At 61.8% G+C, this 24,156-nt stretch carries 23 protein-coding genes, 1 tRNA gene and 2 rRNA genes (1 of these 26 only partly in view); 2 read left to right on the top strand and 24 right to left on the bottom strand.

Going from position 1 to position 24,156, the window contains the following annotated elements; translation table 11 throughout:
• Positions 1 to 304 precede the first annotated feature (304 nt).
• The 19 genes from GQ651_RS13790 to GQ651_RS13700 all read right to left on the bottom strand — a co-directional run bounded on the left by GQ651_RS13790 (position 305) and on the right by GQ651_RS13700 (position 16,039).
• Complete coding sequence (locus tag GQ651_RS13790) at positions 305 to 952, bottom strand: lytic transglycosylase domain-containing protein (protein WP_406565467.1); 648 nt, start codon at positions 950 to 952, stop codon at positions 305 to 307.
• Positions 953 to 1,051: 99 nt separating this feature from the next.
• Complete coding sequence (locus GQ651_RS13785; protein ID WP_160764809.1) at positions 1,052 to 1,387, bottom strand: DUF736 domain-containing protein; 336 nt, start codon at positions 1,385 to 1,387, stop codon at positions 1,052 to 1,054.
• Positions 1,371 to 1,961 carry a S26 family signal peptidase gene (locus tag GQ651_RS13780; RefSeq protein ID WP_160764808.1) on the bottom strand — a complete coding sequence of 197 codons (591 nt, stop codon included), beginning with the start codon at positions 1,959 to 1,961 and terminating at the stop codon, positions 1,371 to 1,373. Before GQ651_RS13780 ends, GQ651_RS13785 begins: the two co-directional genes overlap by 17 nt.
• Entirely contained in the window at positions 1,958 to 2,476 is a 519-nt protein-coding gene (locus GQ651_RS13775; RefSeq protein WP_160764807.1) for a DUF2840 domain-containing protein, read from the bottom strand. Before GQ651_RS13775 ends, GQ651_RS13780 begins: the two co-directional genes overlap by 4 nt.
• Positions 2,473 to 3,561, bottom strand: a complete 1,089-nt coding sequence (locus GQ651_RS13770; protein WP_160764806.1) for a replication initiator protein A — start codon at positions 3,559 to 3,561, stop codon at positions 2,473 to 2,475. Before GQ651_RS13770 ends, GQ651_RS13775 begins: the two co-directional genes overlap by 4 nt.
• Before the next feature lie 19 nt (positions 3,562 to 3,580).
• A complete protein-coding gene (locus GQ651_RS13765; RefSeq protein ID WP_160764805.1) occupies positions 3,581 to 3,865 on the bottom strand; it encodes a helix-turn-helix transcriptional regulator in 285 nt (94 codons plus the stop codon).
• A 132-nt stretch (positions 3,866 to 3,997) separates the two neighbouring features.
• Positions 3,998 to 4,459, bottom strand: coding sequence for a DUF2285 domain-containing protein (locus GQ651_RS13760; RefSeq protein WP_319637433.1), 462 nt, complete (start codon positions 4,457 to 4,459; stop codon positions 3,998 to 4,000).
• The gene (locus tag GQ651_RS18770; protein WP_227258176.1) at positions 4,437 to 4,763 is read right to left on the bottom strand and encodes a transcriptional regulator domain-containing protein; all 327 of its coding nucleotides are present in this window, start codon (positions 4,761 to 4,763) and stop codon (positions 4,437 to 4,439) included. The genes GQ651_RS13760 and GQ651_RS18770 overlap by 23 nt, the downstream gene beginning before the upstream one ends.
• A gap of 103 nt (positions 4,764 to 4,866) precedes the next feature.
• Positions 4,867 to 5,148 (bottom strand): DNA -binding domain-containing protein, encoded by a 282-nt coding sequence (locus tag GQ651_RS13750; protein ID WP_071675746.1) that lies wholly within the window; start codon positions 5,146 to 5,148, stop codon positions 4,867 to 4,869.
• Between the two features lie 88 nt (positions 5,149 to 5,236).
• Positions 5,237 to 5,509 (bottom strand): helix-turn-helix domain-containing protein, encoded by a 273-nt coding sequence (locus GQ651_RS13745; RefSeq protein ID WP_455026250.1) that lies wholly within the window; start codon positions 5,507 to 5,509, stop codon positions 5,237 to 5,239.
• Between the two features lie 237 nt (positions 5,510 to 5,746).
• Positions 5,747 to 6,148 (bottom strand): single-stranded DNA-binding protein, encoded by a 402-nt coding sequence (locus tag GQ651_RS13740; protein WP_160764804.1) that lies wholly within the window; start codon positions 6,146 to 6,148, stop codon positions 5,747 to 5,749.
• 552 nt (positions 6,149 to 6,700) lie between these two features.
• Positions 6,701 to 7,117 (bottom strand): hypothetical protein, encoded by a 417-nt coding sequence (locus tag GQ651_RS13735; protein WP_160764803.1) that lies wholly within the window; start codon positions 7,115 to 7,117, stop codon positions 6,701 to 6,703.
• 299 nt (positions 7,118 to 7,416) lie between these two features.
• The gene (locus GQ651_RS13730) at positions 7,417 to 8,487 is read right to left on the bottom strand and encodes an ImmA/IrrE family metallo-endopeptidase (protein WP_160764802.1); all 1,071 of its coding nucleotides are present in this window, start codon (positions 8,485 to 8,487) and stop codon (positions 7,417 to 7,419) included.
• Positions 8,487 to 9,110, bottom strand: a complete 624-nt coding sequence (locus GQ651_RS13725; protein WP_160764801.1) for a hypothetical protein — start codon at positions 9,108 to 9,110, stop codon at positions 8,487 to 8,489. The genes GQ651_RS13730 and GQ651_RS13725 overlap by 1 nt, the downstream gene beginning before the upstream one ends.
• A gap of 233 nt (positions 9,111 to 9,343) precedes the next feature.
• The gene (locus tag GQ651_RS13720) at positions 9,344 to 10,279 is read right to left on the bottom strand and encodes a DUF2493 domain-containing protein (protein WP_227258175.1); all 936 of its coding nucleotides are present in this window, start codon (positions 10,277 to 10,279) and stop codon (positions 9,344 to 9,346) included.
• A gap of 331 nt (positions 10,280 to 10,610) precedes the next feature.
• Positions 10,611 to 11,648 (bottom strand): DUF7146 domain-containing protein, encoded by a 1,038-nt coding sequence (locus GQ651_RS13715; protein WP_160764799.1) that lies wholly within the window; start codon positions 11,646 to 11,648, stop codon positions 10,611 to 10,613.
• Between the two features lie 97 nt (positions 11,649 to 11,745).
• Positions 11,746 to 13,872 carry a ParB/RepB/Spo0J family partition protein gene (locus tag GQ651_RS13710; RefSeq protein WP_160764798.1) on the bottom strand — a complete coding sequence of 709 codons (2,127 nt, stop codon included), beginning with the start codon at positions 13,870 to 13,872 and terminating at the stop codon, positions 11,746 to 11,748.
• Between the two features lie 153 nt (positions 13,873 to 14,025).
• On the bottom strand, positions 14,026 to 14,667 hold the full coding sequence (locus GQ651_RS13705; protein ID WP_160764797.1) for a hypothetical protein: 642 nt from the start codon (positions 14,665 to 14,667) through the stop codon (positions 14,026 to 14,028).
• A gap of 178 nt (positions 14,668 to 14,845) precedes the next feature.
• Positions 14,846 to 16,039, bottom strand: a complete 1,194-nt coding sequence (locus GQ651_RS13700) for a DUF932 domain-containing protein (protein WP_160764796.1) — start codon at positions 16,037 to 16,039, stop codon at positions 14,846 to 14,848.
• A 674-nt stretch (positions 16,040 to 16,713) separates the two neighbouring features.
• Here GQ651_RS13700 and GQ651_RS19105 point away from each other — a divergent pair.
• Entirely contained in the window at positions 16,714 to 18,405 is a 1,692-nt protein-coding gene (locus tag GQ651_RS19105; protein WP_406565472.1) for a recombinase family protein, read from the top strand.
• Here the strand turns inward: GQ651_RS19105 and GQ651_RS13690 are convergent.
• The 3 genes from GQ651_RS13690 to GQ651_RS13680 all read right to left on the bottom strand — a co-directional run bounded on the left by GQ651_RS13690 (position 18,362) and on the right by GQ651_RS13680 (position 20,332).
• Positions 18,362 to 18,438 (bottom strand) — tRNA-Met (locus tag GQ651_RS13690). The two genes, GQ651_RS19105 and GQ651_RS13690, sit on opposite strands and share 44 nt — an antisense overlap.
• A gap of 89 nt (positions 18,439 to 18,527) precedes the next feature.
• On the bottom strand, positions 18,528 to 19,550 hold the full coding sequence (locus GQ651_RS13685; protein WP_160764795.1) for a Gfo/Idh/MocA family protein: 1,023 nt from the start codon (positions 19,548 to 19,550) through the stop codon (positions 18,528 to 18,530).
• Positions 19,550 to 20,332 (bottom strand): ThuA domain-containing protein, encoded by a 783-nt coding sequence (locus GQ651_RS13680; protein ID WP_160764794.1) that lies wholly within the window; start codon positions 20,330 to 20,332, stop codon positions 19,550 to 19,552. The genes GQ651_RS13685 and GQ651_RS13680 overlap by 1 nt, the downstream gene beginning before the upstream one ends.
• A gap of 210 nt (positions 20,333 to 20,542) precedes the next feature.
• Here GQ651_RS13680 and GQ651_RS13675 point away from each other — a divergent pair, with 210 nt between their 5' ends.
• Positions 20,543 to 21,190 carry a hypothetical protein gene (locus tag GQ651_RS13675; protein ID WP_160764793.1) on the top strand — a complete coding sequence of 216 codons (648 nt, stop codon included), beginning with the start codon at positions 20,543 to 20,545 and terminating at the stop codon, positions 21,188 to 21,190.
• A 344-nt stretch (positions 21,191 to 21,534) separates the two neighbouring features.
• Here the strand turns inward: GQ651_RS13675 and rrf are convergent.
• Together rrf and GQ651_RS13665 are read right to left on the bottom strand one after the other, a co-directional pair.
• A 5S ribosomal RNA gene (gene rrf / locus GQ651_RS13670) occupies positions 21,535 to 21,649 on the bottom strand.
• 94 nt (positions 21,650 to 21,743) lie between these two features.
• A 23S ribosomal RNA gene (locus GQ651_RS13665) occupies positions 21,744 to 24,156 on the bottom strand; it runs 414 nt beyond the window's last position.

Below are 24,156 nucleotides of genomic sequence, written 5' to 3'. Positions count from 1 at the left end.
GCGCGCGCTGCGGGGTTTACCCGGCCTGATCCGGAAGTCGTGCTCGGGTTCGTTCATGCGAAGACCCTCCGGTTGCGCGGAGCGCCCCTGTGCATGCCGGAGCCTTGAAATCGCAGGGCAAATTCCGGGAACCTGCACACGACCGACCGCCATGCACGCGAAAATACCAGTCCTGTCAGGGACTTGCGGCATTCGTGGCATGCCCTTTTATCTTGCCCTTTTTCCTTCTCGCCCGTTTTCCGAACGCGCCCTTCCACCACGTTTGCGACACGGCCCTCCGGAGCCCGAGAAACCGCGATCATGGTCATGGCCGTGCCTCCGCGCCGGGCCGGGCAACGAAAATGCCGGGATCTGGGGCGGCTGAACCGGCTTCAAGCAACGGTCGACCTGCATCCGGATTGCCGCCATTTCGCTGCGGATGCGCCGCCGATTGGTCGGTGAAGAGGACCGCCTCGCGCCAATCGGCGACGGTTGCGCGGGTCGGGAGCGGCGCCGTGCCGCCCAGACGTGGGGCCAGCATCGCGACATAGGCGCGGGTCTCGGCGGGAAGACGACGGCCCTCAGAGAGGTATGCGTCATACCGGCCTGGCCCCGCATTGTAGGCGGCGAGCATACCACCGACGGTGCCATAGCGATCGAGCATTGCGCGCAGATAGGCCGTGCCCGCGATGATGTTATCGCGCGGATCGAAAGGATCAGCGCCGAGTCCATGGTCCTCCTGCAGGACAGTCCATGTTCCGGGCATGACCTGCATCAACCCCATGGCCCCGGCACGGCTGACCGCACGCGGATCGCCCGCGCTTTCGGCCTGCATCACGGCACGGATCCAGTGTTCCGGGATCACGAAGCGCGCGGAGGCTTCGGCGATGGCAGATGCATGAGGATCGCGCATCGGATCCACTTGGATGGTCGGTGCTTCGGCGAAAGCCGGGGCGCTGACTGGTCCCGTCACGGCAAGGCCGGAAAGAAGGAAGATGGCGCAGACTTGGGCAATGGGGGGTCGATCAACCGTTATCCGACTGCTACCTTTGCGGAAGATCTGGAGCATCGCTCACGCCGCCCCATTGCGCTTCGGCGGACGGGTCCATTGCAACGACCAGACCGAGCTTTCGCCGTTGCGGAAGAGGTTGGCGCGGATGGGCTGCGCCAGCATCGGGTCATCGATAAGCACCGAGAAATACTCGCCGGCCTTCTCCCCCGTGCGCGCCCAGGCCGCCCCGATCTCGCGGGCGAGGTCGCCGTCCCCGTGAAAAAGACGGTAGTCAGGGGCGTTCTCGGCCTCGGTCGCCTCGGCCTTGTCGAGGGAGACCGCAAGGTCGAGTGTCAGCGTCCGGACATACCCGGCAAAGCCGGATTTCGTGCGGGTGAATTCACCGATCTGGGGCATTGCGTGCCTCCTTTCTGTTGTGGTGCGGTGTGGAATCTGGATGCGCCTGCTCAGCGGTGATGGCGTCGTCGACGGTCCAAAGCGGTGTCAGTCGGGCGGTGATCGCGGTGCGCGGCAAGGGCCCGAAATACCGACCGTCGAGGCTGTTGGGTGCATCCGGGTTCATGAGAAAGACTTCGCCAGCGCCGAGCCGATGACAGCCCTGCCAAATGGGCAACGCGCGGCCGACGCGGTCCTGCGCATGGGCGTCGCCAAGAGGGCGGTGATCGACGGCGATGCTGTCGCCCGAGCGGCAGACCAAAGCGCCTTCGAGCGCGACAACATGCTTGAGCAGCGGCACGCCGCGCGACAGATATTCGCGGGAAGCAAGGAAATCCGAAAGCGCCGGGGGTGGTGCAACGGCTACCAGATCCCCGATGGCCAGCCGCTCGACAGGGTGCAGCCGATAGAGCCCGACGGGAACGCTCGCGCTGACATTCCACAGAACGCGCGGCGACCAGGTGGCAATAACGGGAAGGACGATCAGGCTAACTGACAGCGCTGTCGCCCCGATGATTTCCCTCCGCGAGATCATAACCCGAGGCTCCGCCGCTTGAGCCAGGCGCGGTGCTGGAGACGGGTATAGGGATGGGCCGGTTGCGCTGTGGCCAGGCGATTGTGCAGGTGTCGCCAGTAGTCCGGCGAGGCATCCGCCGGATCGATTCCGAGCGCCTCGATCGCGTCGATCGCCTGCAACACGCGTTCGACCTTGGGCCAGCCGTGGGTGGAGAGCAGCAATGTCCCTCCGGGCCGCAGATAGGGCAGCGTTTGCATCGGCGTTGCGGGCGTTGCAGCCTGCAGGATGTCGAAGCGCGATAGGACCGTGCCATAGGCGTTGGCAGCCCAGCGATTGACCCCGAAGACGGCGCCTCGCGCGAAGCTGAAACGACGCCGGTGATGATAAATGCGCTCTTCGCAGACCGGATGGCCGAACCGGACCCACTGTTCGATTTGTCCCTCTTTCCAGGTCAGGTCGACGAAGGTCAGATTGCCTTCTCTGCCAATGGTCTCCGCATCAGCCCTGCGCGGATCTGAGCGGATCGGCCTCATGTCGTCGCCCCCCTCGACTTGCCGAGTGGTCGCTCGGGTTTGTCATTCCGAGGGTCCGTTTCGAGGGATAGAGCGCGTACGCGTGCGGGCATGTCCCCAGCGGGAGCAGCGCAACAAGAGTTAGATTCTGAGTTAGACTCTAAGTTACGGCCCCGAATTCTGCCCGCATTTGAAGAGGATGCGCCTGGTTCAGGTTCCTGATAGCACGAGGGTCCGGTTCCTGATGGCACGATACCGGGGGTTCCCGAAGGCACGAGCCCATCCACAGCTTGTCCACAGGGCTCGAAGGCGAGCAGACGACGCCCCCGCGCCTCGATTTCGAGCGCCAGGCGGTAGCCCGGCAGGGGCTGTCGATGGATAATGTCTCGCAGTTCGAAGGCAAAGCGTTTGAAGGGTGAGAGGCTGCCGGATTTGACGTGGAGATGTCGGAATTCGAACCGCCACCCTGTCCGCTGACGGCCACCATGCTTTCGCACGAGGCGATAAAGCCAGCGATCGAGGCCGCCCGTCAGATCAAAATAGGCGCGGTCGATGGTCAGGATCAGTGCGTCATCGAGGACCGCCCGGTAGAACCAGTCCGGCACGATCAGCTCGATTCCGTCTGGGCGGCCAGTGACATCGGTCCGCTCCGTCCACTCGTTGATCCAGGAGAACCGGTGGCGCCGTCCTTCGGCAGGCTGGCGGATCGAGGTGCAGACTGTCGTCGACTGCAACCTGTCCAGCGCGGCCTTCAAACGGTGATAATCCCGGGCGGAGGTGCCTCGCCCGATGAAGGTGAGGATCTGGTACGGCGTCGCCGCCATGAGCCGCGACGTGCGCAGCCCGGAATCGCGCGCTTCAACGATCTGGCTCGCCGCCCAGATCAGGATATCCGCGTCCCAGATTGTCGCCATGCCATGGTCCGCCACGGCCTCGACGCGGATTTCTATGCCGCCGGCCGAAAACTCGATGGGCCGCGTGCGATGGCTCTTGGACAGGGAAAAGAACGGATAGGACATGAGATCCTGCGCGTCCCGCACGGCGAACTCGCCCGGGAGGGCGTGAAAGAGATCGAGTTGGCCGCGTTCTGATGCGTAGCGGGACATGGGAAATGCCTCGCCCGGATCAGCGGAAGGCCCGGCCCGCGGGCGGGGTCGCGGTCAGAACATGGCGCTTGGCGGGCCGCACGCGGCCACCCCGCGGGTCAGACGTCGAGGTGACGGCGCCGCGCTGGACCCAGGCCTCGAGATCCTCGATCGAATAGACGACCCGCCCACCCAACTTGTGATAGGCCGGACCGGTGCCGTAGGTGCGGTGCTTTTCGAGGGTACGTGCAGACAGGCTGAGAAACTGCGCAGCCTCCTTTGTGCGCAGATAGCGCGGCGGCAGGGGAGCGTGATCGGGTCGCATGGAAAGCCTCCGTGGAGTCCGTGAGGCCGCCGGACAAAGGCGGCTGATTGGGGCCACGATGGCGAAGTGCGACGGGTGGGATGGAGTGCGAAGGTTGAGTTGCGGAGATCGCACAGCGAAGAAGGTGAAGGGCTATCGATGCACGTCGGGACACAGCAGTGATCGGTAGCCGCCCTCAACCAGTGCTCTGGCGTCACGTATCAGCCTGATCACGGCGAAGCGCTCCGGCGCGCTTTGCCACTCGTCTCGGCTGACCCGGGATAGCCGAAAGACCACTTCGGCTATCTCGCGCTGCGACGCTCCGGCACGCCGTCCATCAAATGTCTGCAACATACGCTTGGCGCGCAGTCGTTTCTGGCGGGTGAGGCGCTTGTCGGCAGGAATCGTTCTGCCGTGAAGCTGCGCGAGCAACCTGTAGATAGCATTGAGGCGGGCAAAGCCGTGTTGATCAAGCGGGACGATCGCCACAAGTGCCTCGGCGTCCGAATCTTCTTGCAGAAGCTGCAAGCGAACCTGCAGCCCAGGGTCAAGAAGATGGTGGAGGCCGTCCTGGGCGCGTCTGGTCGCCCCTTCAGGCAGGATCGTCGGTTCCACCGCGCGGCTCAGGACCTCCGGAACCCTCTGCAGCACGACCACCGAGGGATCGATCCGGGGGTCCCAGAGTACGCAGGCCTTTGGAGCCGGGAGGTTGGGATCGGCCGCGAAATCGCAACCCCCATTTGTCGAGGAGTGCTTCTTTCAGAGACGCGTCGTCCGGTGCGGCCTTGGAGAGGGTCGCATAGTCCTTTGCATAGCGCTTGTTGCGGCGCAGCCATTCCCAGGCAAGATCGGACGCGCTCAGGTCTTCGACGTAGTCGTACTCTGCCGAGGAACGCCAGCCGGAGCGTTCCGACGGCATGACAAATCCCGTTCGTCAACTTCTCTGAAACGACCTGATTTTACACGTTTTGATTGATCTTCGGGAGTCCGGCCCACCCTGCATGGGCGGGTTTCGGCGTGACTCAGCCGTTCGGGCCGTCGCCCCCCTGCCGAAGCAGGTCGCGATAGCCGTGCTCGGTCATCCAGCGGGCCCGCGCGAGGTGACTATCATAGACGTTCCTGCAGCGATCGGGATCATGCTTAGGATCGAGTCCAAACAGGACTTCGACCACTTCCTGCCAATCGGCTCCTTCCTCGGCAGCGTCGAAAATGCGGAGGTAGAGAACCATATGAGCATGGTCGTAGTCGGTCAGCGTTTCGCTGTCCGGCGGAGCATCCAGAAATGTCGTCTCGCCCTGTGCCATTTGCCTACAGGATCGCAGAAACGACCCCCCTCCCGAAGTTGCCTTTCCGTACAGGCGCGCCACCGATATCCGCATCAACCGGTTACGATCACTTGGCCTTTTTCGCCTTGGTCACATCGATCAAGACGCCTTCACCCTTGTCCGAATGCAGAAAGGTGATCCCTGCATCCTCGAACACCCGCCGCACCTGATCTTCGGTCGACTCGTAGACACGAAGATCCTTCTCGGATTCGAGCCTCTTCAGTGCGGTCAGTGATACCAGGGCCTTATCGGCTAGCTGCTGCTGCGTCCATCCCAGCAATGCGCGCGCGGCCCGTGATTGTCGGGCGGTGATCATGATGATCACCTCCCACCCGGCCATTCACACATGCCAGAACTACGACTATTTTAGTCGCATTTCCGGGGGCTTGCCAGTGATCGTCGCAGTCTGCGGTGGTTTCAGGCACTGGATCGCGAGGAAGGCGACCTGCGTGCGACTCAGTGCCCATCCAGCCGCTGCGCGCGGCGAGATATCGCCGAATGATACGAATTGTGATCGGCGTCCGACAGTGCCATCGGAGAAGCCCGGCGGCTCGCGCCGCCGGGCGTCGGTGCTGTGTCAGGACTGGTCGTCCTCATCGTCGATGAGGGAGGGCTCCTCGTCCTCGGCCTGCTTGGCCTTGGTCAGGAAGTCGACCGTCTCGGCGATGATCTCGCAGCCGTAGCGATCGACACCCGCGGCGTCGGTCCACTTGGTATAGTGGATGCGGCCACGGACCAGGAGCTTCATCCCCTTCTCGCAATACTGCTGGACCGTCTTGCCGAGGCCGTTGAAGCAGGTGATGCGGTGCCATTCGGTGTCCTGGACGCGGTAGCCGTTCTCGTCGCGGACGACCCGGCCTTCGGAGTAGCGCGGGCGGGAGGTGGCAAGGGTGAAGGTGGTGATCGAGGTGCCGCCCTGGGTGGTGCGGGTCTCGGGGGTCTGGCCGATGTTGCCGGCGAGGATGACGATGTTCTGCATGGTATGTCTCCGTTGCTTCATCCGGAGGGACCGTCCCTCCGATGAGGCCCGTCAAAGACCGCTGGACGTGGCCTGCACGGACGCCCCCGGTGTCCGCTCGACCCCCAAGGCGGACGTGGCGCGGGCAGGCGTGGAACACGCCAACACGGGTCCCGCCGCGCGGGGTTGCTGGCCTCGGACAGACGGGCTTAGGGGATCAATCAGGAGGAGGGACAGGTCTTCTCGGAGGAAAGCCAGCGAGGATGCAGGGCAGAACCATCTTCCTCGCGAATGGCAACTTGGGCCCCAGATCACGCACCCATCGACAATCGGCCTCGCGCACCCACCTTCGCTTGCCGCAGCTGCGCCGTGTCCGATGGCCAGAAACCGCAGGCAGAACCGAGCACGTCAGGCGCCGTTCACCACACTCACAGGCATAGGCCCGGCTGGTTCATGGTCATACGAGAAGACAGGGATGGTCCGGGCTTTGGCCGGCCATCACCCAAGGACCGTTGCAGCGCAGATTTCCACCGCGCCTGCGATCAATCGACTGGGGACGGCCGCAACCGAGGGCTACCGGTCGAGAAGCCCCTCGCCCAAGGCATTAAGGTTGATCATCGCCGCAACGGCGACGACCGCGCCGCAGCCACCGCAGATCAGCGTCAGCATCACACCCGGGTCAAGCGCATGTTTCACGACGCCATGGGCCAGCGCGTAGCCCGCCACGGCGGCGGGCACCGCAAAGAGGCCGAGCGCCCCGAGGCGGAGGAACGGGTTCCTAACGAAGCCGAGAATGACAATGACGAACGCGACGGAGAGCGCCGCTCCCGCAAGGCCGGCAAGGAAGGACAGGCCGAAACCGGCACCGCCACCATGAACCTGCAGGAACGCGGCCATCCCGGCCATGACCGGCAGCGCAAAGACCGCGAAGCGAAAGGCCAGTACGCCGAGGGCGATGGACAGAGAGATGGCGAGAAGAACAAGCGACATGGACGCCTCCATAGGTCTGTGACTGTGGGGATCACGACAGGCTGCCCGAATGCGCGCACCGCCTGCGACTATGCTGCTTCGCCGGTTCTGCTCGCAGGATTATGCCCCAATTTCATGTGCTGCCCAAGCCGAGCATCGTAGAGAAGCGGACCTTCGCGCATCATCAAGCCAAGGACAGCAGTGTGGGACGAAGTGGTCTTTCGCTAGGTGTGAGACCATGACCGCGGGCCAGCCCAGAGCGGAAATTGAACGCCGAAACGGACAATCGCCAAAAACTCAACCGCGCCAGCGCATCAGGTCTATTTGACCAGCCGAAGCTCCGGTTTGCGCGGTTCGCTGACCGTGCCTTGATCCGGCGACAACCGGAAAATCAGGGCTTCGATTTCTTCCAGGGGAATCCCAAGGTCTTTGGCGATGTCGTCCTTGGTCATGCCTTTGGACCAAAGAGCGGCCAAGACCTTGGCAAGCACGGTCGAAACCTCACGTTCGATTCCGTCCGGTTCGCCGCTGCGATATCCGCGCTTTCCAAGCTCAATCAGCAAGGAACGGTAGTTCCATTCGCTGATGTAGCCGAGAGAGTTGAGCCGATACGCCAAGGCCATTGCAGACACCTTCCAGCGCTTTTTGGCCGAAATGATTTGTCCCGGTGTGAACAAGTGCGCATAGCCCATCAAGTCATTCTCGGGCATGAGGAACGCCGACGCGAACCTGTCGGCCTGCGTCTCCGCTTCTTTGTCGGCTTTCGACCCTGCGTGACTATGCATGACAAGGTGCCCAAGCTCGTGCGCCGTGTCGAAGATAGACCGTTCTGCCGTCTTCAATTGGTTCAAGAAAACATAGGGGTGATCCCCTCGCCAGAACGAGAAAGCGTCAACATGTCTGGTCGCCTCCGAGAGAGATAGGACGCGAATGCCCTTGGACTCGATCAACTTGAGAACGTTGCCAATCGGTCTGTCACCTATACCCCAATGCTGGCGCAGAAGGCGCGCTGCGACATGCGGGCGGCGGCGTTCCTTGCTCAGGTCGATAAGGTCAGCGTCAGGCAGATTAAATCGGGAGTCGATCCACTCATAGAGCTCGATTCCCAATGATCCTGCCGCTTCCGCCGCACGGCGCTCTTTGGCCTTCATCCGGGCCAAACTGCGGAAACTGACAGCATCGGTATCAAGGCGCTCTGGCGCGTCCCGGTAGAAGAAATCAAGGGGATAGGAAAGCGCCAAGGCAAGGCGCTTTACAGTCGCTTCATCGGGCGCGTGCCCGTTTTCATACTTCGAAAGCGTGACCGCAGAGACGCCTATGCGCTCTGCGAGTCCCTTCGCTGTCAGCATCCGCCTTTCGCGGGCTGTCTTGAGACGGTCTGCGTTGAACATCAGGAGTCTTTGAAAGAAACGTTGATGTCGAAGTCTTCGATGGGGCTGGTATCGGTTTCCAGCTCTGCCTCCCAATCGCCGTCAGACGAATAGATGTAGATGCGCTCGATCCAGTCGACGTACTTGCCCTTTTCAATGACGGGGCAGGAAAGCTCAACGCTGCCGTCAAGGCCCACCATCACGTAGTAGGTCCGAACGCCGTCATGCACCCCGGTCAGGGGACCAGCTTCAACGCCAGCATGTTCAAAGAGCGACGGGGAAGACAGGGAAGCGGCACCGCTGCCCTTCTCAGTCCGGGGCAACGGCGGCATGTCAGCACAGCTTTTGTCAACGTTCTGGAATGCGATGCGCACACTACGGTCCCGACGCATAACCGACTCGACGCCACAGGCGCGGTCAGGAATGTAGTCGGACCCGACGAGCTGTTGGCGGAGTTCGCCAACGCCGTGAATGTAAGACAGCATGCCAGCCGCGTTGAGCGGCATGGAGGGGCTGGCGTCGTCCGCATAGGCGCGGGCGGTGTGTCCGATGGCCATGATCTGTTGGCGTGTGACGCCAAAGTCCTCAAGGCGGGTTTCAACGTCCACCTGCGTGGAGACGATCACGGTGTTGAATGTCGGCAATGCTCAGCCCCTTTAAGATTTTCCACATCATATGATGTTGGGTTTCTTAAAGGCAAGCGAAAGTTGCGCGCTCGTTCGAAGTTTGAAGTGTCCGGTTCCACCGCTTGTACGCCGTTCGAGCGAAGTGCAGAATCTCGCAAATCGGGCTCGAGCCAGAAGTTTGCTGCGATGCACGTGGATGTCCGATCTGACGTGGTGATGGCACGATGTACCGATTGAGCAAAAGGCGGCGCTCACGTGCCGCCATCATGCTTGAGGACCGGAATGCCCAGCTTGCGTGCCTTGTCTGCGAGGTTCTCCTGGATCCCGGTGCCGGGAAAAACGAGGACTCCGATCGGTAGCACATCCAGCATCGCGTCGTTGCGCTTGAACGGAGCCGAGCGGCCGTGCTTGGTCCAGTCGGGTCGGAAGGCGACCTGCGGCACCTTGCGGTGATCGGCCCAGCGGGAGGCGATCAGTTCCGCCCCCTTGGGTGAGCCACCATGGAGCAGCACCATGTCCGGGTGCTTGGCGTGGACCTGGTCAAGCCTCGCCCAGATCATGCTGTGATCATTGAACTCCGCCCCGCCGGTCACGGCCACCTTGGGGCCTTCGGGCAGAAGTAACTGCGCCTCGGCCCGCCGCCGGGCGGCAAGGAAATCCCGGCTGTCGATCATCGCGGCGGTCAGATTCCGATGGCTGACGCGCGAGCCGGTCCGGGGATGCCAGAGTTTCCCGAGGTGATGCTCGAAGCCCTCGGCGGCGAGGTCGCGAAAGAGTTCCAGCGCGGTGCGTCGTTCGACCATGCGCTGCCCCTCCGCCACCAGGCGTTCGAGTTCGAGGGATTTCACTTCCGAGCCATCCTGTTCCCGCTGGAGGCGGCGTTGCGCCTGTTCGTTGTCGTCGAGCTGCCGCTCGGCCCGCGTCAGCGCCCGGTGGAAGAGGTTGACCGTGCCCCAGAGCAGTTCGTCGAGATCGGGCTCTAGGCGCGTTTCACCCAGCGTCGCGACGAGGGCGTCGAGGATATCGGCGACGGCACCGGCGATCTGGCTGCCCTCGGGCAAGGGACGCGGGTCGGGTTCATCTTCGTAGGGGCGCCAGCCGTAGAGCTGGAGTTCGGTCAGGACATGGGCGGTCGAGGACGTGCTGTGATGCGGCTCGTGGGCATCGGTTTCGGGATCGAGGGTCATCTGCGGGTTCCTTCCTCGGGGGAGCCGCGCGCCACACGCGGCCTTCATGGCAGGAACGCGCCCAGGGGCGGGGCGGCCGGGCAGCCCGAGCCTTTCGCGAGGGCCTTGATGGCCAAGCCCGGCTATTTTGCCTCGCGATGCAAAGCGCCCCAACGGGGCGCGGCGGAAAATAGCCGGAGCGCGGCCATTGCCGGGCCGTCCCGATTGTGGGCCTCCTGCCCTCTGAGAAGGCCGTGCGCGCCGGCCTTTCCCGTGGATGCGAACCGCGCGCGGGATGCCCCTGCGAAAACGATGCTGTGAGCCGTACAGCGCCAGCCCGATTGCCGCCCTGTCACACCGGCACGGAACGAGCGGCATCCTCGACGTGGAGATGAAGCCGAAACCGCGCTTGCAAGGCCGCCAGCCCATAGCGCCGGAGATCGTCGTTGAAGTCGCCCAGTCGCGGCGTGAGGGTCTGCGCCTCGATCCCGGCCTCGGCTGCGCGCGCCTCCAGTCGATCCCTTGCCGCCGCGCCTGCGGGATCACGGTCGCGCAACACGTAGAGCCGCCGCAGGCCAGCGGGAAACCGGATGGCGGCCAGGTGTCCCGATGACAGTGCCGCGACGGCGGGCAACTCAGGCAGGGCCGAGCGCACGGAAAGAACCGTCTCGATCCCCTCGCCCGCGATGAGCACGTCTGCGGGCGCGCCGAACCGCACCCCGTTCCCGAGCAAAGCGCCCATCGCGCGCCGCGGTGTGTCGATATCGGCCTTGGCGCTCCCGTCCGGCCGCAGCCAGGTGCGATGGGTCCCGGTATGGCGGCCTTCGAGATCGGTGATGGCGGCCAGCATGGCCGGAAGCCGCGCGATCGGCCCGCTGCCTTCGGGCCGACAGAAGCAGGCGGGATGGAACCGCAGGCTTGGCATTTGGTCAAACGCTCCGATGCCACGCCTGCGCAGATAGGTTTCTACCGGAGTGCCGCGGATCGGTACACCCATTGCAAACAGGCGTCGTGCCGCCTCCTGAGATCCGGTGGCAGCTGGTGGCTGTGAATGTGGAGAATGCTGTCGGGTTGGATCAGGTAAGGGCAGGCTCAAGAAGCGTCGGGCCTCATCGGCAACGTCCTTGAAGTCGACCAAGCCGCAGCTTTCACGGATGACATCGAGTAGGTCGCCATGCTGTCCCGTGGCTGCGTCGGTCCATTTTCCAGCGGCACGGTTGCCGGACAGTGGCCCGGACAGCCGAACGAACATGGATCGGCCCGGTGTGTTATGAACGTCTCCCACCAGCCAGTAATGACCCTGCTTCCGGCCGTTCGACAGATAGTGCCGGCACACCGTTTCGGCGTTCTGGGAAAGCTGGCGCGAAAGCTCGGTGGCGGGGCTCGTCATGGCGGTCTCCAAGAGGGTTGGACGCAATCAGGGGCCCGCCATGACTGACGGGCCCCTGACTTTGGACCTTGGGGGAAGGTCCAGTGCTGCTCGAAGGTCACTCGGCGGCTGTCTTGGCGAAGGCGTCACCGGCGACCGGATCATCGTCCTCCATCGGGTCGGAGTCTCCGATAGCCGGTTCGCCGCCGTCTTCCGCCGATTGCGCTTCGCCGCTGTCGGGATCGTCTTCCGAAGCGTCATTGGCGCGGTCCGCCTCGTCTATCAGTTTGATCTCCGGTGCGTCGTCTTCCGGCAGCGGCGGCGTGCGCAACGGTTCGGGCAGCCAGCCGGTGCCGACGAGCAGGTCCTCTGCTGCCGTCACCATTTCGGCCTTCTTCAGCCCGGCGATCCGGTCGGCGGCGTCCTCACCTTTCGCCTCGCGCACAGCCTCGAGGATGCGCGCCTTGGTCACGCGACCAAGGTAGCTGTCACCGGTGGCCGTCCAGCCCGCCTTGGCCATGTCGAGCCCGACGGTCCCGGCCAGCACATCCGCATGCGCTATGGCGCGCGGTCGGCGCTGGTAGGGATCGTGGACGGCATTCACGCTCATTGCCACGCAATGGGCGAAGAGCGTCTCGCGGCTGCAGCTGTCGAATTCGGTCAGCGCCTCCCAGAGGTCCTCGGATGCCTTCGGCAGGTTGCGTGCCCAGGTTTCGTGACGTTGGTCGATGGCCTGCGCGTAGACCGTATCACCGAGGCCCGGCACCTGCGATCCGAACCCCGCGTTGCGCGGTTCGATCTCGACACAGCTGTCGACGGCGTAGCGGTAGAAGAGCCGCAGGACCATCGTGTGCAGGGCCGCGAGGAAGGCGACCTGCGGGTCCTGGGCCAGCGCATTGCGCAGCGCCAGGGTGCGATGGGCCGTCAGTTCCATGACGAGGCGGTCGGAGAGCGGTTTGAGGCCCTCGTCTTCTTCCTCCTCGTCCGAGGCCGACGCAACGGTGTTGTCGGAGTCCTCGACCGTCGACTCTTCCGGTACGACCTCGCCAGTGTCCTCCACCTCCTCGACCGGCTCATCCTCGGGCCGCACATAGCCCCGTTCGACCCGCAGCCGCCCGGAGCTGTCGATGCTGACGAAGGCTCCCGCCAGCGCAAGGTCGTCGGCCTCGTACCGGATCGGGCGTGCCTCGAGCGCCTCCATCGCCTCCTCGATCTCGCCCAGCCGGGCATCGACGTCGTCGGGCAACTCGTCGGCCTCCGCATGCTCGGCCTCAAGCGCGTCGTATTCGGCCTTCAGCGTCTGGTAGCTGGCAGACTCCTCGTCGGTCATCGGCACCGCCTCGCCTTGGACCCGGCGCATCCCGAAGGTGTGGCCATAGGGGAACTCGGTATCGACCTCGACCCATTTCCAGCCCTCGCTGCGCACCGCTTCAGCCTCTTCGTCCAGTTTCTCGCGCACCATCACGTCGAGCAGGGCGGCATCCTGCAGCCAGCCGCCATCGTCCTGCTGAAACAGGTCGCGCAGGATTTCGCCCCCGGCCTCGACGTAATCGTCGAGCCCGACGAACTGAGCCCGCTTGTCCGAGGCCCGCACCGCACCCTCGGTCAGCATGCGGCGGATCTCGTAGGGCTGCCGTGAATAGTGCCGCTGCAGCGCCTCCCAGACCTGTTCCTGCCGCGTGTGATCGGGATTGACCGTGAAGGCCATGAGCTGGTCGAGCGTCATCTCCTCCTCGGCATAGGCGTCGAGCAGCGACGGCGCGACGGCGGCGAGCTTCAGCCGCTGATTGACCACGCTGGCCGAGACGAAGAAGGCGGCCGCGATCTCCTCCTCGGTGCGACCCTTCTCGCGCATCGCCTGGAAGGCGCGGAACTGGTCGAGCGGATGCAGCGGCGCGCGCTGGACGTTCTCGGCGAGGCTATCCTCCTCTGCGAGCCCGTCTGTGCGCACGATGCAGGGCACCAGCGCGGTCTTGTTCATGCGCTTCTGCTTCACAAGCAGCTCGAGCGCCCGGAACCGCCGCCCGCCCGCCGGGATCGTGTACATGCCGGTCTCGGCGCCGCTGTCGTCCAGCACGGGCCGCACGGTGATGGAGCTGAGCAGCGTCCGCCGCGCGATGTCCTCGGCCAGCTCCTCGATCGACACGCCGGCCTTGACGTGACGCACGTTCGACTGGCTGAGCATCAGCTTGTTGAAGGGGATGTCGCGCGAGGCGCTGAGGGTGATCTTCTGTTGCTTGGTCATCGGGATATCTCCGCGACAGGCCAGCCGGGAGCCTCTCTCCCGACCTCCAAACCCGTCACGGAAAACCCGGCACCCCTCTAACTCTAACGAGTGCGACGGGCAAAAAAAATTCGCTGGAAGCGGCGGCACAGCGGTGCAGCACAAACTACAAGTCTAACGGTTAGTTCCAACCCTGGCGGACACAGCATCAATCCACGCTTTTTGCTTCAGGGACCGGTTTTGCATCACGCGAACATGCTTCAGGTGATCTTTCAGCAGCCCTGAAATCCTATCTTTCTCTCGCTTCACTTCCTTCGGCGATAACCATGGATTTAGATAGATCCGTTTGAGGCTGTTAGCGGAAAAAGAAAACTTATCGGCGCTCATTCCCGGATTTGTATGCATTCTAAGAACACGAAATTCGCATTCATCGCGGTACTGTTTTCTTTTGGCAAATGGGATCAAACGAAGCTCTAACTGACTCAGTTCAGCGGGCAGCCAATATCGAACTTTGTCAGCAAGAAGTGAACCGTCCTGTTTTATGTCATCGATAAGGCTGTCTCTTTCGTACCAAAGGCATACGCCTTTCTCACGTTCACCAAAAACATGCCAGAAATGAAACCTATCTGCTGCTTCCGTAAGACAAGTTCCTCGGATTTCATGCTCGGGAAACCTCTCAGAATATATGCGGATACACTCGCTATCATTCTTGTCATCCCATTCCTTCGGGTCTCCCAGATGCAGTTGCAGTGCCCTTAACGTCGGCTCCAAGTGCTCCAATTTCGTGTATTTTTTCAGCCAGCGGTTCATTGGCATTGGCGAGCTCCAAGAACAAATATCGAGATTTGAAAATCGTATCCGTGGATTGCACACTCAAGGCAAGTACCGAAGAAACACGGCGAAGCCGTCTGTGTGTGCAAAGGTAACGATTTGGCTGTTCCTCCCCGTTTTCGGGTGGCGGACCTTGTCTTGGCCCGCCACCCGAAGATACCGCCTAAGTCACCCTTTCCAACAGCCCCTTCGCCTTCCCTTCCATCACCAACCGCGCATCCTGCTGCGGCTTCGACCGGGCGATCGCCGTGATCCCCTGCACGAAGTCGAAGACGCTCTCGGGCGGCCGGCCTTCCTCGGCCAAGACCGTTTCGACGATCCGCCCCGTCTCCGCCTTCGAGAACCCGCGCTTGCGAAGGAAATCCTGACGGTCCTCGTCCGACCGCGCGACGATCTTCTCCTGTGCAGCGCGGATGCCGTCGATGAAGGGCGCGGGCGAAGACTCGGCGAAGCGGCTGAGCGCCGGGGCGGCCTCGTGAGCGAAGCGGGAGGCGGCATATTTCGAGTGCCGGATGGTGATCTCCTGGAAGTCCTCGACACCCCAGAGGTTGCGGTTCTGGCAGACCGCGCGCAGGTAGAAGCTGGCGATGCCGAGCGTCTTGGCGCCCACCTCCGAATTCCAGCAATAGAACCCCCGGAAATAGAGGTCGGGCGAGCCGTCGGGCATCAGCCCCGCCTCGATCGGATTGAGGTCGTCGACGAGAAACAGGAACACGTCGCGGTCAGAGGCGTACAGCGTCGTCGTCTCCTTCGTCACGTCCACGCGCGGGTTGTAGATGCCGGTCGACCAGTCGAGCACCCCCGGCACCTTCCAACGCGTGTCGCCGGTGCCGTTGCCCGCGATGCGCTGCACGGCGGAGACAAGTTCGTGGTCGTAGATTCGCCCGTAGTCGGGGCCGGTCACGGCGCGCAGCTCCGTGCGGCCGTCGGCGACTTCCAGCGTCTTGATCTGCTCGGCCCGGTGGTTGGTCAGTCCGTATTGCAGGTTGATCCCGGCGAGCGGCGCGGGCAGTTGCCGCAGATAGGCCGCCGGCGCGCCGACGATGCTGGCGAGCTGGCCGAAGGACCAATGCGTCGGCGCGATGGGTTCATCCGCGCCCGGCAGGACAAGGCCCAGCTTTTCCGGGTCGTCGCAATGCGCCTCGACCAGGATCGCCGCGCTCTCCACCGTGCGCGTCCGGCTCCGCTCCGCCCGGCCCTTGACCGAGGCGAAAAGGTCGTCGAGCGACAGATATCGCTCGTCATCCGGCCGCACGAACCACTCCGACGACACGCGGTCCACGTTCTCGCCGCGCGACACATCCACCTTGTAGCCGCCGCTGATATCACGCCCGGCATCGATAATTTCGGTGTTCATTGGAAAACCTCCGCGACGGGCGCCGGAGGCCTCTCCTCCAGCCCTCAACCCGTCACGGCACCCCTCCCAGTCTCTTGCTCTCTCGCTTGGCCAGTGGCTGCTTACTGCGCCTTAGTGACACCTGCGTTGCGCGATTCGGGCGGCCTATGGCAGACTTCGTTCAGGCAACGGTCTTCGCGCCCTACCACAGCTTAGGGCCCCTGAATGGTGAGAATTCGCATAGAACAGCGCAGTATCTCCGGTTTCCGGGCCGCCGATTTGTGCGACGCTGTAGCAGCCATCAATGCGCCAGACTACGCGAGTATGCGCGCGCCCCACCTCCAACCCGTTATGATGCATAGGCTTTTTCCTTCGTACGCGCGCCACCCTCTGGCAGGCTGGCGACTATGGAATGGGACCAGAAAAGCAGGCCGGGGGCTGACGCCTCAAGGGACGCCCAGGACTCATCTCGGGGTGGCGGAGCGACTGAGAACAAAATCGCGCGCCTCACTCCTGCTGGTGATGACCCGCGGCTGGTCACCCTTGTTCGCTTGTTGGCGCGGCAGGCTGCGAGAGATTTCATTGAGGCGGAGAACAGGCGACATGCACGGGCTCGCCTCCACGATTAAGGGGGCCATCGCATGAAGGCAGCGCTTTGAGCTCGGTATTCATCTGACAACCAACGTGATGCGTCGATCGAGGACCAGCTGCGCATCTGCCGTGCACGCGCGGAGCGGGAAGGCTGGACGATTATCGACAGCTACACGGATCGCGCGATTTCCGGAGCGTCCTTGCTTCGGCCCGGCGTTCAGGAACTGATCTCGGATGCGCTGAAGGGGCGGTTCGACGTGATCCTCGCGGAGTCGCTGGATCGTCTCTCCCGGGACCAGGAGGACATCGCCGGGCTCTACAAGCGGATGCGCTTTGCAGGAGTGAGCATCGTGACGCTGTCCGAAGGTGAGGTCAGCGAATTGCACATTGGTCTCAAGGGAACGATGGGCGCACTCTTCCTAAAGGATCTGGCTGACAAGACCCGGCGCGGTCTTCGCGGGCGGGTCGAAAAGGGACGCTCCGGTGGTGGGCTCTGTTATGGGTATGACGTGGTTCGCACGGCCGATCCGGACGATCGGGGCGAACGGGAGATCAACCCAGCCGAAGCAAACGTCGTTCGGCGCATCTTCAGGGATTACTTGTCCGGACAATCATCGCGGACGATCGCAATGACCTTGAACCGGGAGGGCATTTCGGGACCGCAGGGCAAGGAGTGGGGGCCGTCGACGATCCACGGCAACCCGAAACGAGGGACGGGCATTCTCAACAACGAACTCTACATCGGGCGGCTGGTCTGGAACCGTCTGCGATACATGAAGGATCCTGACACCGGCAAGCGCGTCTCCCGCCCGAACCCGGAAAGTGAGTGGGTTGTCCAGGAGGTCCCGGACCTTCGGATTGTGGACCAAGATCTCTGGGACGAAGTGAAGAAAAGGCAAAAGAGCCTTTCGTTTGAGACGTCGCCGACAGGCAGCAATCCGATGAACGATAGACGGCGGCCGAAGCACCTTTTCGCCAGCCTCATAAAGTGCGGTTGCTGTGGTGGTGGGTATTCCCTGATCTCGAAAGACCTGCTTGGCTGCGCAGCGTCGCGGAACAAGGGCACATGCAATAACCGTCTGAACATCCGTCGGGATGCCTTGGAGGCGTCGATCTTGAATGGTCTTCGGAAGCATCTCATGTCGCCGGAACTCTTCAATGAATTCTGTTCCGAGTTCACGCGCGAGGTAAATCGGCTCCGGATCGAGCGCGGAGCCGACCTGGCCGGCTGGAGGAGCGAACTCGAGAAGGTTGACCGAGAGCTTGACAAGATGGTCGACGCCATTCTTCAAGGCTTCCCGCCGGCGAAACTCAAAGACAAGGCCGAGAAGCTGGAGGCGAGGAAGGCGGAGTTGACCGAGCTTCTGGACAATGCCGACGAGCCGCCGCCATTGCTGCACCCGAACATGGCACGGATGTATCAGGATCGGATCGCGAAGCTCTGCGAGAACCTGCAATCCGAGGAAGATCGAGGCGCCGCCGTCGACGTGCTTCGGTCACTGGTCGATGAAATCACCCTCGTGCCCGAGAACGGCGAACTATCCATCGTCCTGCGCGGCGACCTGGGGGCGATCCTGCGCTATGCAGCCGGAAAGCAAAACCCCGACTTCCTTTCGGAGGCCGAGGCTTTGGACAACCTGCTTTCGCAGAAATCGTTGGTTGCGGGAGGGCGCAGCAGACGATCCCGGCAAACGGGAGGCAAAAAAGCAAAAACCTCCGCGGCAGGACCGGCGGAGGCATCGCAAGTATCGTTGGTTGCGGGGGTAGGATTTGAACCTACGACCTTCAGGTTATGAGCCTGACGAGCTACCGGGCTGCTCCACCCCGCGCCAATGGGGGTCATCTATCCCTCCTGCCGGGGACCTGCAAGGGGGGCCGCCTGCTTTTTTGGCACGATTTCTGCGAATAAGGCTCTGTCTCAACCGCCCGCTGCGGCGGCGCGGTCAATGACTTCCTGAAGTCGTGCCGCCGTCGCGAAATCGGGCTTCATCGGCGTCCCCTTGCGGACTGCATCCGCGAAGCGTTGGTAGTTGGTTTCCACCGGCTCAAGAGGCACGTCCCGCCATGTCGCTGTAGAAAGATCGTCGCCCTCGCAAATCCGGAGCGTCCCGAGCGGACCGCTATTGGTCAGCTCGATCCCGCCTTTGGTTCCGAACAGCCTGAGCGACAGGTCGTTCAGGTGCCCAGGCGCGAATCGCGTCGCATGGATAACGCCCGCGGCACCGTTCTCCAGTCGCGCGGTCATGGTGAAACTGTCATTTGCATCAAGGACATACTCGCCAATCCGGTCGCCTGGAGCTTTCGGAAATGTGGTCAGGTTCGAATGCATGTCGAGAATGTTCGAGCCCGCCGCATAGGTCGCGAAGTCGAAAATGTGAATGCCGATATCGCCAAGCGCACCGAGCGAGCCATGGGCACTCGACAACCGCCAGAGCCAGACGTCCTCGGTCGCCCAGTCGCCCCAGGCGGGCTGGGTCAGCCAGCTTTGCAGATAGGCCGCCTCGAAATGCCGGGCCGCGCCGATGCGGCCCGCCGCCACGATCCGGCGCGCCTCTTGCAGCGCTGCGACATTCCGATAGGTCAGGTTCACCCCCGTGATCCGCCCTGCCGCATCCGCCGCGCGCACCATGCGGCGCGCGTCCTCTGCATTCGTGGCAAGGGGCTTCTCGCAGAAGATATGAAGGCCGGCGTCGATCGCCTTCATGGTCGTCGCGAAATGCGCAGCATCCGGTGTCGTGTTGGCCATCGCGGTACAACCGCCCTTCGCCAGCGCCGCGTCCAGAGAACCGTAAGCCTCTGGAATGTCGAAACGATCCGCAAAGGCCCGCGCCCGCCCCTCGTCGATATCGGCACAGGCGACCACGTCTACCCCGTCAATGGCGGAAAACGCCTGCGCGTGAGTGCCGGCCATGTTGCCGGTCCCGAGAATCAAGAGGCGCATCACCGAAGCCCCTCTTCGCCATCCTGATGCAGACGCGGTCCGCGCTGCTCGATCTTTTCGGGTGCCTCGGCGACGGGGCGGTTCGGAGCGTCGGTCGGCGCCGCAAGACGAGGCTGATCGCTCGCTGCCCAGTGAACGGCATTGCGAAGGACGTGGCCGATCACCGGGTCATGGTAGGTGGGATAGGTCTCGTGCCCCGGCTGGAAATAGAAGATGTTTCCCGCGCCACGCCGGAAGGTCACACCGGATCGAAAAACCTCGCCGCCCTGAAACCATCCGATCATCACCGTCTCAAGCGGCTCCGGGATCGAAAATGGTTCACCATACATTTCTTCGTGCTCCAGCTCGAAGGATTGCGGCAGACCGGCAGCAATCGGATGGAGCGGATTGGTCACCCAGATACGCTCCCGCTCGCCTGCTTCGCGCCAGGTCAGCGCACAGGGCGACCCCATCAAGCGCTTGAAAATTTTCGAAAAATGCGCCGAGTGCAGCGCGATCAGGCCCATACCCGACCAGACGGCTTCCGCCACCCGTTCGACCACGGCATCCTCGACATCGCCATGGGCGGCGTGACCCCACCAGATCAGCACGTCGCAATTGGCCAGACGCTCCGCCGTCAGTCCGTGCTCTGGTTTCTGAAGTGTGGCCGTGTCAGCCGTGATCGCCGAATCCTGCCGTAGTGCCGCGGCGATCGTCTCGTGCATACCGTCGGGGTAGATGTCTCGGACGACCTTGCTCTTTTGCTCGTGGACGTTTTCGCCCCAGACGATAACCCTTGGCATTCCGTGCTCCTTCTGATTTGGGCGACGGTTCCCCATCGCCAGAGCGGCGTCAATTCCAATCGCAAGCACGCCATCCATTCACCGAGGCATGAAAAACCTTCGGAAACGTGGAATTGCAATTGCCGCCTGTCTGCTTCAGCCTTTACGCGGGGTTAATTCGAAAAGCGAAATCCAGCCAGCGCCCCGGTCTGGCGTTACTCAGGAGCCCGCATGGGAGCGACGCTCAATCGTCTACGGTCTCGGTGGCGGGTTCTTCTGTTCTGGATCGTCCTCCTTGGCATCGGCTGGCTCGTAGGAGATGCGTTGAGGACGGCGCTTTTGCCGGAACTTCGGCCCATGGACACGCCCATGTTCAACAAGATGGTCGTATCGGCGCTGGTTCTCTACGTGGTTCTGGCTGCCATTCCCTTTGTACCGGGGGCCGAGATCGGCTTTGCCTTGTTGTTCTTGTTCGGCGCCGTGGCGGCTCCTGTGGTGTATCTCGGGATGGTCGGAGCGCTGACCTTGTCATTCCTGATCGCGCGGCTGGTCCCGCATGAAACGCTTTGCGGCGGTCTCGCCTGGCTTGGGCTCAAACGGACAGCCGCCCTCGTCCGGCGGATACACGAGACACCGGCGGCCGAACGAGACGCCATTCTGCTCGAGCTTGTGCCTGAGGGCGCACTTAAAAAAGCTTTTGAAAACAGATATGTGACGCTTGCCATTCTGATCAACACCCCCGGAAATTCGCTGATCGGTGGCGGCGGCGGTCTCGCCTTCGCGGCCGGCGCCTCAGGCCTTTACGGCCTCCCGCAATTCTTGCTGACGATACTTATCGCGGTCGCACCGCTGCCGGTTTTCTTCTTCCTGACGATGTAGCGAAGGGCGCAGCACTCTGTCGGTATATGACTCCGTACGATGTATTTGTCGGATAGCAGCAAGAGCCAGCTTCCATTCTATCGAGCGGATCCAACCCGAACCAGGGATATGCTCGGGGACACTGCACTTTGGACATGTCTCACCGAAGCAATCCGCGACTTGCCCGTCCACGCATTCTGCTGAGAACGCGGCAGAGACGCTCCCTTTCGCTCAACGCAACGCTCTGGATCAAAGAGTAAGACGTCCAAACGGTTATTTCGGGAGCCCAGAAACAACAAAAGCGCCCCGTGGGGCGCTTCGTCGTTATTCAACATCGTCGAGAGATACACACATGTGCTCGCTAGGTTTGGCGGCGACCTACTCTCCCACGTCTTAAGACGCAGTACCATCGGCGCTACGGCACTTAACGGCCGAGTTCGGAATGGGATCGGGTGTTTTGCTCGCGCTATGACCACCAAACCGAGGGAGCACATGTTCCGCAATTGCCAAGGCAATCACGTTTCCAAGTCAACTATACTGCGGTGTATGCTTTCGATCCTGTCTTCTACTGGATCAAATCAAGCCTATCGGACAATTAGTACCGGTCAACTGAACGCCTCACAGCGCTTACATCTCCGGCCTATCGACGTAGTGGTCTACTACGGTCCTCAGGGATACCTTGTTTTGAGGGGGGCTTCCCGCTTAGATGCCTTCAGCGGTTATCCTTTCCGATCATAGCTACCCTGCACTGCTGCTGGCGCAACAACAGGTCCACCAGTGGATCGTTCACCCCGGTCCTCTCGTACTAGGGGCAACTCCTCTCAAGTATCCTACACCCACGGCAGATAGGGACCGAACTGTCTCACGACGTTCTAAACCCAGCTCACGTACCTCTTTAAACGGCGAACAGCCGTACCCTTGGGACCTGCTCCAGCCCCAGGATGAGATGAGCCGACATCGAGGTGCCAAACGGTGCCGTCGATATGGACTCTTGGGCACCATCAGCCTGTTATCCCCGGCGTACCTTTTATCCGTTGAGCGATGGCCCTTCCACTCGGGACCACCGGATCACTATGGCCGTCTTTCGACTCTGCTCGACTTGTCAGTCTTGCAGTCAGGCTGGCTTCTGCCATTGCACTCAACGAGCGATTTCCGACCGCTCTGAGCCAACCTTCGCGCGCCTCCGTTACTCTTTGGGAGGCGACCGCCCCAGTCAAACTACCCACCACAGAGGGTCCCGGATCCGGATAACGGACCGCGGTTAGACATCAAGCGAAGCAAGGGTGGTATCTCAAGGGAGGCTCCACAGAAACTAGCGTTCCTGCTTCAAAGCCTACCACCTATCCTGCACATGCTTGGCCTGATGCCAGTCTGAAGTTGTAGTAAAGGTGCACGGGGTCTTTCCGTCTAACCGCGGGAAGCCTGCATCTTGACAGGCAATTCAATTTCGCTGAGTCGATGTTGGAGACAGCGGGGAAGTCGTTACGCCATTCGTGCAGGTCGGAACTTACCCGACAAGGAATTTCGCTACCTTAGGACCGTTATAGTTACGGCCGCCGTTTACCGGGGCTTCAATTCGGAGCTTGCACCCCTCCTTTTAACCTTCCGGCACCGGGCAGGCGTCAGACCCTATACGTCGTCTTGCGACTTCGCAGAGCCCTATGTTTTTAGTAAACAGTCGCCACCCCCTGGTTTGTGCCCCCAGCCACTAGTTGCCTAGAAACTGGGCCTCCTTCTCGCGAACTTACGGAGGTATTTTGCCGAGTTCCTTCAACATCGTTCTCTCAAGCGCCTTGGTATTCTCTACCAGTCCACCTGTGTCGGTTTAGGGTACGATCTAATGGAGGGCTATTTCCAGGAACCTCTGAGCAGCCCATTCAATCCGATAAGGATGAACTACCTTCGAGATCCGTCACATCCTCCTGGCCCAGGAATATTAACCTGGTTCCCATCGACTACGCCTTTCGGCCTCGCCTTAGGGGTCGGCTTACCCTGCTCAGATTAGCTTTAAGCAGGAACCCTTGGACTTTCGGCGACAGGGTCTCTCACCCTGTTTGTCGCTACTCATGTCATCATTCTCGCTAGTGATCACTCCACCGGATCGCTCACGCGCCGGCTTCACAGTAAACCCCTCTCCTCCAATACGGGCGAACCCGCTAAGGAGGAATGGAGTTATATCACACTACGCTCCGCTACCACTGCATACGCAGTCCTAAGCTTCGGCTCATGGCTTGAGCCCCGTTACATCTTCGCCGCAAGACAACTTATTTAGACCAGTGAGCTGTTACGCTATCTTTAAAGGATGGCTGCTTCTAAGCCAACCTCCTGGTTGTTTTGGTCGTCTCACATGCTTTCCCACTTAGCCATGAATTGGGGGCCTTAGCTGTAGGTCAGGGTTGTTTCCCTCTCCACGACGGACGTTAGCACCCGCCGTGTGTCTGCCAGATAGTACTCTACGGTATTCGGAGTTTGGTTAGGATCAGTAAGCCTGTGGGGCCCCATTACCCATCCAGTGCTCTACCCCCGTAGGTATTCGTCTGACGCTCTACCTAAATAGATTTCGCGGAGAACCAGCTATCTCCGAGTTTGATTGGCCTTTCACCCCTAGGCACAGCTCATCCCGATCCTTTTCAACGGATGTGGGTTCGGTCCTCCAGTAAGTGTTACCTTACCTTCAACCTGGCCATGCCTAGATCACTCGGTTTCGGGTCTGATCCCACGAACTCATTCGCCCATTTAAGACTCGCTTTCGCTGCGCCTACACCTACCGGCTTAAGCTTGCTCGTGAGACCAAGTCGATGACCCATTATACAAAAGGTACGCCGTCAGGACTCGAGGTCCCTCCGACTGCTTGTAGGCGTTCGGTTTCAGGTACTGTTTCACTCCCCTCGTCGGGGTGCTTTTCACCTTTCCCTCACGGTACTGGTTCGCTATCGGTCAGTAAGGAGTACTTAGCCTTCGAGGGTGGTCCCCCGATCTTCAGACAG

This window comes from Kangsaoukella pontilimi, assembly GCF_009830125.1.
Classification (GTDB): Bacteria; Pseudomonadota; Alphaproteobacteria; order Rhodobacterales; family Rhodobacteraceae; genus Kangsaoukella; species Kangsaoukella pontilimi.
The sequence above is the reverse complement of the archived record's forward strand: the minus strand, read 5'-3'. Positions and strand labels throughout refer to the sequence as shown.

Coding starts and splice junctions, on each gene's coding strand:
- GQ651_RS13740 (WP_160764804.1), bottom strand. CDS start 6,148: ATGCAGAACATCGTCATCCTCGCCGGCAACATCGGCCAGACCCCCGAG.
- GQ651_RS13785 (WP_160764809.1), bottom strand. CDS start 1,387: ATGCCCCAGATCGGTGAATTCACCCGCACGAAATCCGGCTTTGCCGGG.
- GQ651_RS13700 (WP_160764796.1), bottom strand. CDS start 16,039: ATGAACACCGAAATTATCGATGCCGGGCGTGATATCAGCGGCGGCTAC.
- GQ651_RS13775 (WP_160764807.1), bottom strand. CDS start 2,476: ATGAGGCCGATCCGCTCAGATCCGCGCAGGGCTGATGCGGAGACCATT.
- GQ651_RS18770 (WP_227258176.1), bottom strand. CDS start 4,763: ATGCCGTCGGAACGCTCCGGCTGGCGTTCCTCGGCAGAGTACGACTAC.
- GQ651_RS13720 (WP_227258175.1), bottom strand. CDS start 10,279: ATGACCCTCGATCCCGAAACCGATGCCCACGAGCCGCATCACAGCACG.
- GQ651_RS13680 (WP_160764794.1), bottom strand. CDS start 20,332: ATGCCAAGGGTTATCGTCTGGGGCGAAAACGTCCACGAGCAAAAGAGC.
- GQ651_RS13745 (WP_455026250.1), bottom strand. CDS start 5,509: ATGGCCGGGTGGGAGGTGATCATCATGATCACCGCCCGACAATCACGG.
- GQ651_RS13685 (WP_160764795.1), bottom strand. CDS start 19,550: ATGCGCCTCTTGATTCTCGGGACCGGCAACATGGCCGGCACTCACGCG.
- GQ651_RS13715 (WP_160764799.1), bottom strand. CDS start 11,648: ATGACGAGCCCCGCCACCGAGCTTTCGCGCCAGCTTTCCCAGAACGCC.
- GQ651_RS13735 (WP_160764803.1), bottom strand. CDS start 7,117: ATGTCGCTTGTTCTTCTCGCCATCTCTCTGTCCATCGCCCTCGGCGTA.
- GQ651_RS13765 (WP_160764805.1), bottom strand. CDS start 3,865: ATGCGACCCGATCACGCTCCCCTGCCGCCGCGCTATCTGCGCACAAAG.
- GQ651_RS13750 (WP_071675746.1), bottom strand. CDS start 5,148: ATGGCACAGGGCGAGACGACATTTCTGGATGCTCCGCCGGACAGCGAA.
- GQ651_RS13675 (WP_160764793.1), top strand. CDS start 20,543: ATGGGAGCGACGCTCAATCGTCTACGGTCTCGGTGGCGGGTTCTTCTG.
- GQ651_RS13705 (WP_160764797.1), bottom strand. CDS start 14,667: ATGCCAATGAACCGCTGGCTGAAAAAATACACGAAATTGGAGCACTTG.
- GQ651_RS13730 (WP_160764802.1), bottom strand. CDS start 8,487: ATGTTCAACGCAGACCGTCTCAAGACAGCCCGCGAAAGGCGGATGCTG.
- GQ651_RS13780 (WP_160764808.1), bottom strand. CDS start 1,961: ATGATCTCGCGGAGGGAAATCATCGGGGCGACAGCGCTGTCAGTTAGC.
- GQ651_RS13710 (WP_160764798.1), bottom strand. CDS start 13,872: ATGACCAAGCAACAGAAGATCACCCTCAGCGCCTCGCGCGACATCCCC.
- GQ651_RS13770 (WP_160764806.1), bottom strand. CDS start 3,561: ATGTCCCGCTACGCATCAGAACGCGGCCAACTCGATCTCTTTCACGCC.